Origin of the sequence: Nocardiopsis oceanisediminis (genome assembly GCF_048595525.1) — a bacterium.
Lineage (GTDB): Bacteria > Actinomycetota > Actinomycetes > Streptosporangiales > Streptosporangiaceae > Nocardiopsis_A > Nocardiopsis_A oceanisediminis.
Genome location: NZ_JAFMZJ010000001.1, coordinates 3,972,560 through 3,987,262 on the forward strand (window position 1 = coordinate 3,972,560; position 14,703 = coordinate 3,987,262).

The window sequence follows — 14,703 nt, forward strand, 5'->3', positions numbered from 1 at the left end:
GCGGTACCGGCCGGCCCCTGCGCCCCGGGAGGAACGGCGCGCAGGGGTCACTCCCGCACCGGCATCGGCAGCTCGGCCAGGACGCGCGTCCCTCCGCCCAGGCGGTCGGAGACCGTCAGGCGGCCGCCGACCGATTCGACGCGTTCGCGCATCCCGGCGATCCCCGACCCCGCACGCCCGCCGGGCGGGATCCCCCTGCCGTCGTCGTCGACCCGGACCACGAGGCTCTCCCCGACCGGCGCCACCATGAGTTCGCACCGCTCGGCCGCCGCGTGCCGGACCATGTTGCTCAGCGCCTCCTGGGCCACCCGGGTGGCCACCAGAACGACCTCTTTCCCGCATTCCGGCAGGTCGATACGGGCGTCCACGTCCACCCCGCTCATCCTCGCCGCCGCGACCAGTTCGCGGAGCGCGGCGGCGCCGCGCCCGCCCCCGTCGAGCGGGGCGCGGTCGCGCCGGCGCAGGGCCCGGACCAGGGCCTGCACCTCCTCCAGCGCGGCGCGCGAACGGTGCTCGATGTCCTCCAGGGCTTCGAGCATCTCCCCCTTGTCCGAATGCGAAACGGCGCGCGCGACACCCGCTTCGGCACTGATGGTGCTCAGCGCGTGCCCCACGATGTCGTGCACCTCGCGGGCCATGGCGACTTCCCGCTGCGCCTGCTCGAACTCGGCCCGCCTGCGCTCCGCCCGCCGGACCGCGCCGGCCCGCTCCGCCTCGCTGCGCGCGAGGAGCCAGGCGGTGCCGATCGCGCCGAGGCCGAAGACGACCCGCTGTACCGGGTCCCCCTCCGGCACGCTGATCCCCAGCATGAGGGCCGCCGCCACCAGGACCCCGACGGCGACGGGGCCGGCGGCACGCTTCCGGGACCGACCCTCCAGCGCCAGGGGGTACAGGCACCAGGCCGCCCCGATCATGGGGTCGGTGGTGGCCGACACCGCCCAGCCGGCCGCCGTGGCGCCGAGCGCCGCGGCCACCGCCGCCCCCGGCCGCCGCCACCGGAGCAGCATCGCGCACCCCAGGACCCCCGCCATCGAGGCGCCGAGCAGCCGCTGCCCTCCCCCGTCGAGGGCGAGGAGCGGAGGGACCCAGAAGACCAGTACGGCCGCCGCCGAAACGGCGGCCTCCACGAGCCGTGAGGCGGCGGAGCGCCGGCCCGGCGCGTCCCGGGGACCTGTTCCCACCCGTCTTCTCACGCGCCGGCCCCGGAACGGAGATCCGGACCGCACGACCGGCGTGCTAACATCCCTGCCCCCGATATCGGTGAACCGTTTCCACGGAGGGGAAATGAACGTGCGGGCATCGAATTCATCTTCCCCCACTCAGGCGGACGCCGCCTGTTTCAGCGCGGGCGGGGGCGGCCTTTCCTCCCGGGAAAGCATAGACGTTTTCATGGCCGACGACGACGCCGGATTCCTGCGCGTCTACGAGAGGTTCTTCGAGAAGGTCCCCGATTTGAACCTGGTCGGCTCCGCCGAAACCGGAAGAGGGCTGGCCGAGCGCCTGGCCGAAGTGGAACCGGACATCCTGCTGCTCGATGTCGAAATGCCGGGGCCGAGCGGCATCGAGGTCGCCCGCGACCTGCACCGGCGCTCCCCGGCGACCAGGACCGTGATGCTCACGGCGTTCGACCGCGACGAATACGTGCACGAGGCGCTGCGCTTCGGCGTATCCGGTTTCCTCCTGAAGAGCGCTTCACCCGTCCGGATACTGAGCGCCGTCCGGGCCGTCCACGCCGGGCACGCGTCGCTGGCGCTGGACGTGGCGTCCCGCCTGGCCGGCCTCCTGCCCGCCCGGGAGGACACCGGGCGGAACGGGGAGCGCCCGTCCTTCACCGAGCAGCAGGCGAAGATCTGCCGGCTCCTGGCGGCGGGGTACAGAAGCCAGGACATCGCGGACGAACTCCATCTGAGCAACGAGACCGTGCGGACGTATCTCCGGCGGATGTTCGAGAAGTTCGGGGCCAGGAACCGGACCCACCTCGTCGCCCTGGCCTATGAGGCGGGCGTCGTCCGCTGAGGCCGATCGGCCTTCGGGGGCCGGTTCCGCCGCGCGCGCCGCCAAGTGTCCGCTTTCGGGTGTCAGCACGGCGGCCCCCCGGGCGCGACGCTGGAGCCTGACGGAGAAAAGCGATCGACCCGAGGAAACCGGCGCCGATGATCGAAGTGAAGAACGTTTCAAAGAAGTACGGATCCAAGACCGCCGTCGACGGGGTGAGTTTCACCGCCGCCCCCGGGCGGGTCACCGGGTTCCTCGGTCCGAACGGGGCCGGAAAATCGAGCACGCTCCGCATTCTCCTGGGGCTCGACCGGGCCGCTTCCGGGACGGCGCTCATCGACGGCCGGCCGTACACCTCGATACGGCAGCCGCTGAGGACCGTCGGTGCGATGCTCGACGGAGCCTCGGCGGTCCCGGAGCGCCGCGGGGTCGACCACCTGCGCTGGATCGCCCGGTCCAACCGCATCCCGTCCCGGCGGATCTCGGAGGTCCTGGAGACGGTGGGCCTCTCCGAAGCCGCGAAGGTGCGGGTGGGCAAGTACTCCCTGGGCATGAAGCAGCGGCTGGGCCTGGCCGCGGCGCTGCTCGGAGAGCCGCGCGTCCTCGTCCTCGACGAACCGGTCAACGGCCTCGACCCCGAGGGCATCCGCGCCGTCCGCACGTTCCTGCGGCGGTACGCGGACCAGGGGAACACCGTGCTGCTCTCCAGCCACCTGATGGGCGAGACCGCGGAGACCGTCGACGACATCGTGGTCATCGACAAGGGCCGAATCATCGCGAACGGCACCCTGGGCGAGGTCACCGAAGGGCATGCCTCGCTCGAAGAGGCGTTCTTCTCACTGACCGGCAGCAGCCGATCCGGGCAGAGCCGGTGATCGGCGTGCCGGACGTCATCCGCTCCGAGCTGACGAAGGCCCTGACCCTCCCGAGCGTCTGGGTCATGACCGGCGCCGTCCTCGCGCTCAACGTCTTCTTCCAGTACCAGACCCTCGGTTTCAACATCGATACGGTCGCCGGTGTGCGCCCCGACGGGATGACCGAGGTCGACGGGCGGCTCGTCCACGCCGAAACCGAGCTCCGCCAGACGCTCGGCGTCAGCGTCTTCAATCCGGGCCTCCTCTTCCCGATACTCGGCGCGGTGATCGCCGGTGCGGAGTTCCGCGCCGGGCAGCTGGGACTGAGCGTGGTCGCCGTGCCCGACCGGACCCGCCTGGTCCTGGGCAAGTTCCTCGCCACGGCGGTCTACGCGCTCGCGCTCGGGACCGTGTGCATCGCCATCGCCTCGGCGTTCACCTACGCCGCGGTCAGGGACTGGAACCCCGGCATGCTGTGGAGCCCGGAAATGCTGGCCACCGAGGCCCGCCTGCTGCTGTTCACCGTCACGTTCACGCTGATCGGCACCGGGATCACCCTCATCGGCCGGCGCACGCCGGCCGGGGTCGTCGCGGTGGTGCTCCTGATCATGCTGACCATGGCGCAGGTCGTCGCGGTGGTCTCGCCCGCCGCGGACGCGTTCCTGCCGTTGAGCGCGGCGCGCAACCTCCTGCTGCAGGGTCGCGACGCGGGCGCCCCCCTGACCGGCGGCGCCGTGCACGGCGCGGCCGTCCTGGCCTCCTGGGCGCTGGCGGCCGCCGCCGCCGCGGCGCTGGCCGTCAAGAGGAGGGACGCCCGATGAGCACGGCGGCCGCACCTCCCGAGATCCGCCGGCGCGACGTCATCGCCGCGGAGGCCGTCAAGATCGCCACGGATCCGATCGCCATCGCCCTGCTCGCCGCCGCGGCGGCCGTGAACACCCTCCTGGCGGTGATCGACGCGTCGGGCACGACCTTCTACACCGGGGGCGCCCGGGAGCCGTCGACGCTCTCCTCCTTCGGCACCCTCATGCTCGCCCCGGTCTACGCGTTCCTGGTCCTGCCCGTGTACGCCGCGGCCGGCGAGTACCGCGGCGGGCAGCTCCGGATGAGCCTCACCGCAACGCCCGACCGGCGCGTTCTCCTGCTCGGGAAGGTGGCCGCCATGATCGCGGCGGCGCTCGCCGCCGCGGTCATCGCACTCGCCCCGGCGCGGCTGATCATCGGGGTCTCGGCAGGGCCGGGGGCCGGCGGGCTCCTCCTCGACCTCGGGCGCTGGGTCGCCGTGTACGTGCTCATGTCGGCCGTCGCCTTCGGCCTCGCCGGCCTTCTCCGCAGCGCGATCGCGCCCCTGGGGATCCTGGTCACCCTCCCCGTCGTCGTCGCCACCGGTGTCCTGCAATGGCCCGCGGGGCTCCGGTTCCTGCCCGACCAGGCGGCGCTGAGCCTGGTCGGGACCCCCGCCTACGACGTGCACGAACTCCCGCCGGGGACCGCCGCGCTCACCCTCGCGCTGTGGGCCCTCCTCTCTCTCGCCGGGTACGGGGCGGCCCTGATCCGGCGCGACGCCTGAACCGCCCCGGCCGCCCGGCGGACGCCCTGGCGGCCCTCGGCCGTGTACGGCGAGGGGGCGCGGGCGTCCAGGCGGACCCGGGCCGCGGCCTCCGGGCCGGCCTCGTCGGCGGTGCCGTTCTCCGGGATCGCCGGTGCGGGCCTCCCCGGGCCGGGGCTCAGCCCGCCGGTTCCGCCGCTTCGGGGCGGAAGCGGCGGCGGTACCGCGAGGGCGAGGTGCGGAACGCGGCGGAGAAGTTCTGCCGCATCGTGACGGCGCTCCCGAAGCCGCACTCCTCCGCGATCCTGTCCACGGGCAGGTCGGTGGTCTCCAGCATCCGGCGGGCCTCGTCCAGGCGCCGGGCGCGCACCCAGGCGGCGGGCGTCGTCCCGGCCGCCGCGCGGAACGCCCGGACGAACGTCCGCGTGCTCATCCGGGCGGCGGCGGCCAGCCGCCCGATCGGCAGCGGTTCGGCCAGGTGGTGCGCGGCCCACTCCATCGCCCGGGAGACCGCGCCGTCCTCGGGGCGCTCGGGCAGCGGGCGCTCGATGTACTGGGCCTGCCCGCCCTCCCGGTGCGGCGCGATGACCAGGCTGCGCGCGACCTTGCCGGCCGCCTCCGCGCCGAGGCGCGAGCGGACCAGGTGCAGGCAGGCGTCCAGCCCGGACGCGGTTCCCGCCGAGGTGAGGACGTCCCCGTGGTCGATGTAGAGCACGGACTCGTCCAGGGTGAGCTCCGGGTGGCGCCGCTCCAGGAGTCCGAAGAACCGCCAGTGCGTGACGACCGGGCGCCCGGCGAGCAGCCCGGCGTCGGCCACCGGGATCGCCCCGAGGCAGAGCCCGACGACCGTCGCGCCCCTGGCGTGCGCGGCCGTGAGCAGCGCGCGCACCCCGGCTCCGGCGGGGCGGCCGTCGGCGAACCAGGACGGCATGACCAGGACGTCGGCCGCGCCGGCGGACTCGGGGCCGCGGATGCCCCCGATCCGGTACCCCTCCTCGGTGCGGACCTCCTCCGGGCCGTCGCCGAACAGGAACGCCTCCCAGTCGCCGAGGCCCTGCCGGGCGACCTCGCCGAAGACCATCTGCGGGACGGCCAGGTGGAACATGGTGACGCCGTCGAAGGCGTGGATCCCGATCCGCACGTCCGCCCCCTCCTCTGGCGTGAACCCATCGTACATCGGCGTACGCGCCACTCGCCGTCCGGGGCGGAGCCCGCGAGCATGGATCCGGCGCCGCCGGCCGGCGGCGCCTCCACCACCGCTCCCCAGGGAGACCCCTTGTCCTCACCGCAGCGCGCCCTCGTCCTCATCGACGTCCAGCAGGAGTACTTCGGCGGACCGCTGGAGGTCCGCTACCCGCCGCACACCGAGTCCCTGCCCCGCATCGCGCAGGCGATCGACGCGGCCGGGGCCGCCGGGATCCCCGTCGCCGCGATCCAGCACTCCTCGGGCGAGGGGGCGCCCGTGTTCGACCCGTCCCGGCCCGGCTTCGAGCTGCACCCGGAGGTCGCCCGCCGCAGCACCGACCGGTGGAAGCGGGTCGTGAAGCGGTACGGCTCCGTCTACGCCGGAACGGACGTCGCCGCGTGGCTGCGCGGGCAGGGCGTCGACACCGTGACCCTGGTCGGGTACATGACCAACAACTGCGTGCTCGCCTCCGCGGTCGAGGGCGAGGGGCTCGGGTTCGCCACCGAGGTGCTCTCCGACGCGACCGGCGCCGTCGACCTCGCCAACGAGGCCGGCTTCGCCGGCGCCGAGGCGGTGCACACCACCCTCATGACCCTGCTCGCCTCGAACCTGGCCGCCGTCGCCCCGACGGACGCCTGGACCGAGGCCCTCGCCGCGCGGCGCCCCCTCGCCAAGGGCGACCTGGTCGGCTCCGCCACCGCGGGCGCCCGGCGCGCCTCCCGGGCCTGACCCGGGCCGCGGCCCCGGCCGCACCGGGGCTCCGGTGGGGACGGCGGAGAGGGCACCGCCGCTCACGGCTCCCCCGTCTCCGCCGGCCGGGCCGGGTCCGCGGCCCGTGCGGCGCCATCGGACCCGGGTGGAGCGGTGCCCGCCCCCTCGGCGGCCGGCGGCCCCGGGCGGGGCGGGCGCCGCTCGACGGCGCGGAGTGTGCGCTCGGCGAGGGCACGCAGATGGGGCGCGAGTTCGGGCGGGTCCAGCAGGGTGAAGTCGAAGCCCAGCACGGCGATCCGGTAGGCGAGGTACTCGGGGGTGTCCGGGGCGGTGCGCAGCCGGCACGAGGCGGCGTCGACCGGTTCGACGGTGCCCAGGGAGGCCGGCACCGCCTCGGCGACCCGGTCGGCCGGTGCGTGCACCAGCACCCGTGCACGGACCGTGTCGAAGGCGGAGGCCAGCCCCTGCTCGACCCAGTCGGCGGGGTCCGCCCCGCCGGGGAGGTCGCGCCGCGCCACCCGTCCGCCGGTGGCCCGGGGGCCGGTGACGCGGTCGGCCCGGAAGGTCCGCCAGTCGGCCCGGTCGCTGTCGAAGGCGACCAGGTACCAGCGGCGCCCGGCGGCCACCAGCCGGTGCGGTTCCACCAGGCGGCGGGTGGTCTCGCCGGTGCGGGAGCGGTAGCCGAACCGGAGCGCCTCGCCGGCCGCGCAGGCCGACGCCAGCAGGGCCAGGACGCCGGGGTCGGCCGCCGGCCCGCGCTGCGGAAGCACCGTCGCGGCCTCGGCGAAGGCCGCGACCCGGCGGCGCAGCCGGGACGGCAGGACCCGCTCCAGCTTGGCCAGCGCCCGCGGGGCGGCCTCCTCCACTCCGGCGACCGCGCCGCCCTCGGCGGTGCGCAGGCTCAGCGCGACGGCCACCGCCTCGTCGTCGTCGAGCAGCAGCGGCGGGACGGCCGCCCCCGCCTCCAACCGGTAGCCGCCCGCCGGGCCCCGGGTGCCGTGCACGGGGTAGCCGAGGGCCCGCAGCCGGTCGATGTCGCGACGGGCGGTGCGCGGCGTGGTGCCCAGGCGGTCGGCGAGTTCGGCCCCGGTCCACTCCCGCGGGGTCTGCAGCAGCGAGAGCAGGCGGAGCAGGCGTGCTGACGGATCGCGCATGGCCCCATGGTCTCGCGCGTATAGGACCCTGAACGGCCTAAATGACCTCTAGAGTCGGTATCACCGCAGTTCAGGGCGGCTTTCTCGTCGCCTGCACCCGGTCCGCCGACGGCGGTCCGGGGCGATTCCGACCACACCGACAGAGGAGCTCCGATGGAGATCGCCGTTCTGGGGACCGGTGCGGGCGCCCGCGCCCACGCCGCCCGGCTGACCGAGCTCGGCCACCGGGTCACGGTGGGCACCCGCGACCCGCGGGCGACGCTCGCCCGCACCGAGCCCGACCTGATGGGCACCCCGCCCTACCCGGTCTGGCAGCGGGAGCACCCGGGGATCCCGCTGGAGACCTTCGCCGGCGCCGCGGGCGCGGGCGAACTGGTCATCAACGGGATCGACGGCGCCAACGCGCTCCGGGAGCTCACCGCCATCGCCGACCGGTTGGCCGGGAAAGTGCTCATCGACTACGCGGTGCCCTACGTCTACAACCCCGACATCGAGCACAAGTGGACCACTCCGTGGGGGTGGATGCCGCGGCTGGACCCGGTGGACACCGACAGCCTGGCCGAGCGGATCCAGCGCGCCCTGCCCGGGACCGGAGTGGTGAAGACCTTCGTCACCCAGGAGCAGGAGACCGTCGTCCACCCGGAGCGGGTCGGCGGCGGCGAGCACACCATGTTCGTCTCCGGGGACGACCCGGAGGCCAAGGCCGCCGCCACCGACCTGCTCCGCCAGTACGGCTGGACCGACGTGCTCGACCTGGGCGGGCTGGCCTGCGCCCGCGGCCAGGAGATGTACGGCCACCTGCACACCGCGATCGGCCTGGCCCTGGGCGCGCCCTTCGGCGTCCGGGTCGTCCGCTGATGTCCGCGCGCACGGCGGGGGGAGCGGCGGGCGGGGAGCCCTCGGAGCCGATCGGCGCCGCCATGATCTGCGTGTCCTGGGACTGCCCCGACCCCCGGGCCGGCGCCGCGTTCTACCGGGAGCTCACCGGGTGGGACGTGCTGGCCTCCGAGGACACCCACGCGGTTCTGGGCGACGGCCCCCGGATGATCACCTTGGTCCGCAAGGACGACTACCGGCCGCCGTCCTGGCCGGAGGAGGGGCCGGTCCCGATGCGGTTCCACCTCGACTTCGCCGTGCAGGACGTGGACGCGGCCGTCGAGCGGCTGCTGGCGCTCGGCGCGACCCGCCCCGGCCACCAGCGGGCCGGGCACGGGATCACCGTGCTGCTCGACCCCGCCGGCCAGCCCTTCTGCATCGGCCCGGCGCAACCGCGTTGACCTGCGCTTCCCCTGCGCGGCGAGCGCGTTCCGGCGGGGATGCGGATCGCCGCCGGCCCGGAAGGCGAGGCGCCCCGCCGGCGAGTGCCGGCGGGGCGCCTCGTCGGGGCCGTCCCTGCTCAGCTCCGGGCGCCGACCAGGTCGGCCTCCCGGTCCTGCGAGCCGGTCCGCTCCTCGGCGGGCGCGGAGCGGCGCGGGCCGGTGATGCCCTGTTCGGCGGCGAGCTCCATGACCACGCGCGGGCCGGTCCACAGGGTCGGCAGCAGGATGAAGCCGACCGGGACCGCGGCGACCACGATGAAGGACTGGAGCGCGTCCACCCCGCCGTCGCCGACGCCGAGCAGGGCGGCGCCGGCCAGCCCCATGCCCAGGCACCAGAACAGCCGGACCCACCTGGAGGGGTCGCCGCCGCGCGTGCTGGACGTCGAGATGGTGTAGGACATGGTGTCCATGGTGGAGGCGAAGAAGATCAGCGACACGGCCACCATGATCACGCCGAGCACCGCGGTGTAGGGCAGCGCCTGGACGATGGACATGGCCGCGGCCGGCAGGCCGTGCTCCGCGTAGGGGCCCGAGACCACGCCGGGCTGCTGCCGCTCCAGGTAGAGGCCGGTGCCGCCGAGGGCGCTGAACCACACGTTGGTGACGACCGCGGGGAGGACGGTCGCGCCGACGAAGATGTCGCGCACGGTGCGGCCGCGGGAGATGCGGGCGATGAAGATCGCCATCATCGGCGCGTAGCCCAGGAACCAGCCGAAGAAGAACACGGTCCAGTAGGCGAGCCACTCGGTGTCGCCGCGGAACAGCGACATGGTGGCGAACTCGCGGACGTAGACCGCGGTCGCCTGCAGGTGCGCGTCGACCACGAACGCGGCCGAGCCCAGGGCGACGATGGCCAGCACGAGCAGCAGCGCGACCCAGACGTTGATCCTGCTCAGCAGCTGGATCCCGCGCGAGATCCCGCTGAGCAGGGAGACCGCGGCGACCGCGGTGAGGGCGAGGATGATGCCCGCCTGGACGGCGTAGCCGTCGGGGGTGCCGAAGAGGGTGCCCGACATGTAGGAGACCTGCAGGCCGAGGAAGCCGAGCGGCCCCACGGTGCCGGCGACGGTCGCCACGACGCAGGCGATGTCGGTCGCGGTGCCCAGCCAGTGCGTCCGGACCCGCTCGCCCATCAGCGGGTAGAGCAGCGTCCGCGGGCGCAGCGGCATGCCCTTCTGCACGCCGTGCATCATGACCAGGGTGGCGAGCGAGCCGCCGATGGCCCAGGCCGCCAGGCCCCAGTGGGTGAAGGTCTGGGCGAGCGCCACGGCCACGTCGGCCATCGGCCCGTCCAGGGAGTCGGCGTACTGCGGCGGGGCCTCGGTGTAGTGGGCGATCGGCTCCGCGGCGGCCCAGAACACGCCGCCGGCCGCGAGCAGGGTGGTCAGCACCATGGCGACCCACTTGAAGCGGCTGAACTCGGGCTTGCCGGTGCCGCCCATGCGCACCCGGCCGTACCGGGAGAAGGCGAGCACCGCGGAGACCGCGACGGTGGCCGTCAGGAGCAGCTGCCAGAAGGCGCCGAACCAGTCGGCGGACCAGGCGAACGCGGCGCTCACGGCCGATCCGGTGCGGTCGGGCGCGATGAGGGCCGCAGCGACGAAGGCCGCGAGCAGGCCGCCGCTGACGGCCATCACCCAGGCGTCCGCGCGCCCGGTTCGGGGCAGGGGCGAACGCCGCTCGTCGATCGTGGTGATTGGAGGACACTCCTCGGGGTCCGTCCGCGACCGGAAGGGCGCATCGGTCGGCGGACGCCGGCACGCGGCCGGTGACAGGCAGGGAAAGCAGGATGCTTCCGGCAAAACGCCCATGGTAGCCGCAGCAGTCCGGCCGCAGCGGGTGGCGCGTTTCACCCTCCCCGTTCCCGCCCCGCCGACAAGGGGATCCGCTCCGACGTGCCGTATCCCACCCGCCCGGCGCGTTTCGCCGCGTTCCGGCCCGCGCGGCCCGGCGGGCGAGCCCTGGTCAGAGGGCGCCGGAGGCGCGGCCGGGCACCGGGGCCGGGAGGCCGCCCGCCGCCCCGGCGGCCCCTCGGCCGGCCCCGGCGCCCTCCACCCGGTCGAAGGCGGCGGGGCCCCGGTGAGCGGCGGCAGGGGCGCGGCCAGGGGCGCCGCCGCGGCGCGGCCGACGCGGCGGAGGCGGAGCGGAAGGCCCGCTCGGGCGCCGGGGCGCGGCCCGGCCGCGCGCCGCCACCGCCCCCGATGCCCGAGGGCTGCGGGACCCCGCCCCTCCCCTGGCGGTCGGCCGGGGCGGGGCGGCCGATAATCCGGTGACCGCCGGAACCCCCGCTGCTAGCCTCGGGGCGGGCCGGCCGCGGGACTCCGGTGCGACTTCCGGATCTCGCCTATGAAGCGGTCATCACGCAGTTCGCCCCTCTCTTCCCCGGCCGGCCCCCACCGATCAGCGGAGCAGCCATGACCGACACCTATGCCGACCTTCTGGCCTGCGAGGACGTTCTGAGCTTCGCCAACGCCGCGATCAGCGGCACCGGGCAGCGGGAGTTCCTCGGCGGCGCCGGCGAGCAGCGGCTCACCCTCGACTTCCTCCACGCCTACGTGCGCGTCAACTACCGGGACCTGTACGCGGCGGCGCTCGCCCTGGACGTCAACGACCACAACGCCGCGCGGATCGTGCACGGGCTGCTCTCCGAGCCGGCCGCGCCCGGCGGCACCGCGCTGCCCGAGGAGGGCGCGCTGATCGCCCGCCGCCTGGCCGACCTGCCCCCGCAGCGCGCCTACCGGCTGTTCCGCCGGCTCGCCGCCGACCGGGTCAACAACCGCCGCACCCGGGCCGTCATCGCCCAGTGGCTGCGGAGCCGCCCGGACCTGGCGTTCGACGCGGTCAAGTACCGCGCCGGGCTCACCGCCGCCGCCCGCCACGCCCACCTGCGGCTGCCCGGCGAGCTCGCGGACTTCTGCTTCACCTCCGCGCGCCGCACCCGCCCGTTCTCCACCCCGCTCCTGGAGGCCTACCGGGCCGCCCACCACAGCATGGAGGCCGCCTACGCGCTGCCGCTCACCGTGGCCGAGGGGTTCGCCGCCCGGCACGGCGTGCCCCGGAACCGGTTCCTGGAGCGCGCCCGCGCCTCGGCGACCTCCGGCGAGCTGCTCCGGATGGACCGCGGCATGCGCGAACGCGCCCTGCCCACCGGCTACGACCTGTCCCGCGCCGACCTCACCCGGCTCTGCTCCTACGTGCTCGCGCTGCCGATCCGGGAGCGCGAGGAGCGCCGCGCCGAGCTGACCGGCGCGCTGCGCGCCTCGGCCCGGCGCACCGCCGGCGCGCACGCCGGCACCTGGGGCCGCACCGCGGCGGTACTGGACGACAGCTACTCCTCCTTCGGCTCCCCGGTGAAGCGGAACCGCCCGCTGGCGGTGGCGCTGGCCTGCCACTTCCTCATGGCCGAGCTGTCCGCCGGCTACAGCGCGCACTGGCTGTCCGGGCGCACCGACGCGCTCACCGCCCGCCCGCTGGGATCCAGCCCGCTGGCCGAGCGGATCCTGGACGCCCTGGACACCCGGCCGGAGCGGCTGGTCATCGTCTCCGACGGGCACGACGACTGCCCGCCGGTGCCCGCGGCGCTGCTGGACGCCTGGCGCACCCGCGTCGACCCGGGCCGGACCGTCTCCGCGGTGCACCTCAACCCGGTGCTCGACGCCGGCCTGCTGGGCACCGCCCCGGTCTCCGCGTCGGTGCCCACGGTGGGCATCCGCGACGCCGCGGCGCTGCCGTCCCTGGTCGAGCTGGCCCGGTTCGGCGAGGGCGCCTCCGGTCTGGCCGACCTCCGCGCCCACCTGGACCGGCGGGTCGCCGCCTACATCGCCGCCCCCGCGGCCGGGGCGCACCTTCCGGGATGACCCCCGGCCGCCGAGACGCCGAGACGAGGAGGCAGGAGCCCGTGACCGCCATCGACACCACCGGCCTGCACACCGGCACCGCCCAGGTGCGCGGGGCGGTGCGGCTGGTGCCGCTGCTGCGCCCGGCCCCCGTGCACGGGCTGCGCCTGCACCCCGCGCTGACCGGCGCGGACGCGGCGGTGGTCGGGGCCGGCCGGAGCCCCCGCTACACCGCGTTCGTACCGCACGCCTACGTCGCCTCCTGGGACGGCGACGAGGGCCCGTCCGCCGCCTACGGCACCCGGCTGTCGGCCGCCGGGGACGGCGCGGAGGCCCAGCCGCCGCCGCGGGTCCGGGTGGCCCGGCTCCGCCGCCAGGTGCAGCGCACCGCCCGGTCCCGGCTGCGCTTCCTCCCCCTGCACCTGGCCATGGAGGGCCTGCTCAGCCTGCACTTCGGCGGCCCGGACACCGCCTGGCAGGAGTGGTCGCGGGACACGCTGCGGCGCGGCCTCTCCCCCCGCGAGGAGGCCTCCTACCTGGGGCTGTCCGTGCCGGGCATGGCGGAGGCGCTGCGCACCTTCGAGATCGTGCCCGGCCAGTGCGGGGTCGCGCTCTACGTCGGCGACGAGCTCGCCTCGGTCTTCGCCGTCCCGCACCCCGAGGACTACCGGCTGCTCCACCCCACCCTGGTGCTGGACATGTTCGGCGAGGCGGTCTACCGCAACGCGCTGTTCGCCGGGACCCCGCCCGACCTGTACGCGCCGCTGCGCACCCGCGGCGTCACCGGCCTGGCGGGGCTGCGCGCCGCGCTGGCCGAGCAGCGGGCCTCCTGGACCGCCTTCCACGACGGGGCGATGCTCGCCCCGCTCACCGACCCGGAGTACGCCTTCACCCGGGTGTACCGCCTGGGCGGGTTCACCCTGTGGCGGTTCCTGCCGCCGTTCGACCCGGCGCGCGCCAACCACATCGGGGAGGCCGTCACCGACGCCGAGGGGCGGACGGCGTACCTGAAGACGTTCGCGCTCTCCGCGGCGCAGACCCGGCGCGGGTACCTGATCAGCCGGCTGGCCGCGGCCGACTGGCGGCTCGACGGCGCCGCGGCCGGCCTGGGCACCGACCGGCGCGGCCTGATCTCCCGGCTGGAGCGCGCCGGCCTGGAGCACCTGCTCCGCCGGGACGTCCTGGACCGGTACCGGGCGGGCCGCACCGCCCCCTGAGGCCGCCGCGCTCCTCCCCGCCCTCCGGGGCGATCTCGGCGCTGCGGCCTCCTCAGCGCGCTGAGGGGGCGGCGACGCCGGGATCACCGGCCCTGAGGGCCGCCGGCGCGGCCGGCCGGGCGGCTCAGTCCTGCTGCTGCCCCTGCATCGTCCCCTTGATGCCGGAGATCCGGTTGAGCTCGTCGAAGCCGACCGTGGCGGTGAAGCCGGGGAAGGAGAAGTGGAAGCTGCCGTCCTCGGGGGCGACGGCGGCGCTGAGCCCGCGCCGCTGCGCGTAGCTCCACAGGGCGCGCCGGTGGTCGTGGAGCCGGAGGGCCAGCCCCTGCTGGAGGACGCGCATCACCCGGGCCGGCTCGGGCGCCGGCAGCCGGAAGTCGGGGTGCTCGATGAGGAAGGCGGCCCGGGTGCCCCCGCCGATGTCCCCGGTGTAGGAGGTCCAGTTCCCGGTGATCGCCTTGGCGGCCTCCAGGAAGACCGAGGCGACGAGGTTCGGATCGCCCTGGGCGCCGGGGAGCCGGCCGAACGGGATCTCCGCGTCGGCCAGCTCCGCGATGCCGTACTTGGCGCCGAAGTCGCGCAGCGAGGCGGAGAGCTCGGTGACCGGCTCGGGGATGGAGGAGTTGGCCCACGCCCACAGCCACGACCCGGGGCCGGGGGCGGCGCTGCCCAGCAGGTGGAAGCGGGTGCACTGGATCGGGCGCTCGCCGTCGAAGCCGAACCGCTGCTCCTGCAGGTCGACCGACCAGTTGTGCGCGCCGAGCACGTCCTCCAGGTGCAGCTGGTGCTCCAGGGAGAGGAAGGCGGCGTCGTCGAGGATGTTCGCCAGAGTGAGTGTGTTCTGCACGCGGCGCAGACTACCGGCCCCTTCCGACATCCGGCCGC

The 14,703-nt window shown here is 75.4% G+C and carries 14 protein-coding genes; 9 read left to right on the forward strand and 5 right to left on the reverse strand.

The genetic code is table 11. From position 1 onward, the window contains the following. Nucleotides 1-47: 47 nt before the first annotated feature. A complete protein-coding gene (locus J0910_RS17760; protein WP_420159646.1) occupies nt 48-1,127 on the reverse strand; it encodes a sensor histidine kinase in 1,080 nt (359 codons plus the stop codon). Nucleotides 1,128-1,389: 262 nt separating this feature from the next. Here J0910_RS17760 and J0910_RS17765 point away from each other — a divergent pair, with 262 nt between their 5' ends. The 4 genes from J0910_RS17765 (at nt 1,390) to J0910_RS17780 (ending at nt 4,419) form a co-directional block, all read left to right on the forward strand. Beyond that, nucleotides 1,390-2,016 carry a response regulator transcription factor gene (locus tag J0910_RS17765; RefSeq protein ID WP_420159647.1) on the forward strand — a complete coding sequence of 209 codons (627 nt, stop codon included), beginning with the start codon at nt 1,390-1,392 and terminating at the stop codon, nt 2,014-2,016. A 137-nt stretch (nt 2,017-2,153) separates the two neighbouring features. Continuing rightward, nucleotides 2,154-2,870, forward strand: coding sequence for an ABC transporter ATP-binding protein (locus J0910_RS17770; protein ID WP_420159648.1), 717 nt, complete (start codon nt 2,154-2,156; stop codon nt 2,868-2,870). A 5-nt stretch (nt 2,871-2,875) separates the two neighbouring features. Beyond that, nucleotides 2,876-3,670 carry an ABC transporter permease gene (locus J0910_RS17775; RefSeq protein ID WP_420159649.1) on the forward strand — a complete coding sequence of 265 codons (795 nt, stop codon included), beginning with the start codon at nt 2,876-2,878 and terminating at the stop codon, nt 3,668-3,670. Continuing rightward, nucleotides 3,667-4,419 carry an ABC transporter gene (locus J0910_RS17780; RefSeq protein ID WP_420159650.1) on the forward strand — a complete coding sequence of 251 codons (753 nt, stop codon included), beginning with the start codon at nt 3,667-3,669 and terminating at the stop codon, nt 4,417-4,419. The genes J0910_RS17775 and J0910_RS17780 overlap by 4 nt, the downstream gene beginning before the upstream one ends. A 157-nt stretch (nt 4,420-4,576) precedes the next feature. On the opposite strand, the gene J0910_RS17785 is transcribed toward J0910_RS17780, so the two are convergent. Beyond that, complete coding sequence (locus tag J0910_RS17785) at nt 4,577-5,539, reverse strand: GlxA family transcriptional regulator (protein WP_420159651.1); 963 nt, start codon at nt 5,537-5,539, stop codon at nt 4,577-4,579. A gap of 135 nt (nt 5,540-5,674) precedes the next feature. Here J0910_RS17785 and J0910_RS17790 point away from each other — a divergent pair, with 135 nt between their 5' ends. Then, nucleotides 5,675-6,313, forward strand: coding sequence for an isochorismatase family protein (locus J0910_RS17790; protein ID WP_420159652.1), 639 nt, complete (start codon nt 5,675-5,677; stop codon nt 6,311-6,313). 62 nt (nt 6,314-6,375) lie between these two features. On the opposite strand, the gene J0910_RS17795 is transcribed toward J0910_RS17790, so the two are convergent. Next, the gene (locus J0910_RS17795; protein ID WP_420159653.1) at nt 6,376-7,449 is read right to left on the reverse strand and encodes a helix-turn-helix transcriptional regulator; all 1,074 of its coding nucleotides are present in this window, start codon (nt 7,447-7,449) and stop codon (nt 6,376-6,378) included. A 153-nt stretch (nt 7,450-7,602) separates the two neighbouring features. Here J0910_RS17795 and J0910_RS17800 point away from each other — a divergent pair, with 153 nt between their 5' ends. Both J0910_RS17800 and J0910_RS17805 read left to right on the forward strand, forming a co-directional pair. Further along, on the forward strand, nt 7,603-8,307 hold the full coding sequence (locus tag J0910_RS17800) for an NADPH-dependent F420 reductase (RefSeq protein WP_420159654.1): 705 nt from the start codon (nt 7,603-7,605) through the stop codon (nt 8,305-8,307). Continuing rightward, the gene (locus J0910_RS17805; RefSeq protein WP_420159655.1) at nt 8,307-8,726 is read left to right on the forward strand and encodes a VOC family protein; all 420 of its coding nucleotides are present in this window, start codon (nt 8,307-8,309) and stop codon (nt 8,724-8,726) included. Before J0910_RS17800 ends, J0910_RS17805 begins: the two co-directional genes overlap by 1 nt. Nucleotides 8,727-8,845: 119 nt before the next feature. Here J0910_RS17805 and J0910_RS17810 read toward each other — a convergent pair whose 3' ends face one another. Then, nucleotides 8,846-10,402, reverse strand: a complete 1,557-nt coding sequence (locus J0910_RS17810; protein ID WP_420159656.1) for a BCCT family transporter — start codon at nt 10,400-10,402, stop codon at nt 8,846-8,848. A 780-nt stretch (nt 10,403-11,182) separates the two neighbouring features. On the opposite strand from J0910_RS17810, the gene J0910_RS17815 reads away from it, so the two are divergent. Continuing rightward, the gene (locus J0910_RS17815) at nt 11,183-12,625 is read left to right on the forward strand and encodes a hypothetical protein (protein WP_420159657.1); all 1,443 of its coding nucleotides are present in this window, start codon (nt 11,183-11,185) and stop codon (nt 12,623-12,625) included. Nucleotides 12,626-12,666: 41 nt separating this feature from the next. Continuing rightward, a complete protein-coding gene (locus J0910_RS17820; protein WP_420159658.1) occupies nt 12,667-13,821 on the forward strand; it encodes an ARPP-2 domain-containing protein in 1,155 nt (384 codons plus the stop codon). A gap of 124 nt (nt 13,822-13,945) precedes the next feature. Here J0910_RS17820 and J0910_RS17825 read toward each other — a convergent pair whose 3' ends face one another. After that, a complete protein-coding gene (locus tag J0910_RS17825) occupies nt 13,946-14,665 on the reverse strand; it encodes a DUF6882 domain-containing protein (protein WP_420159659.1) in 720 nt (239 codons plus the stop codon). Between the last annotated feature and the right edge of the window lie 38 nt (nt 14,666-14,703).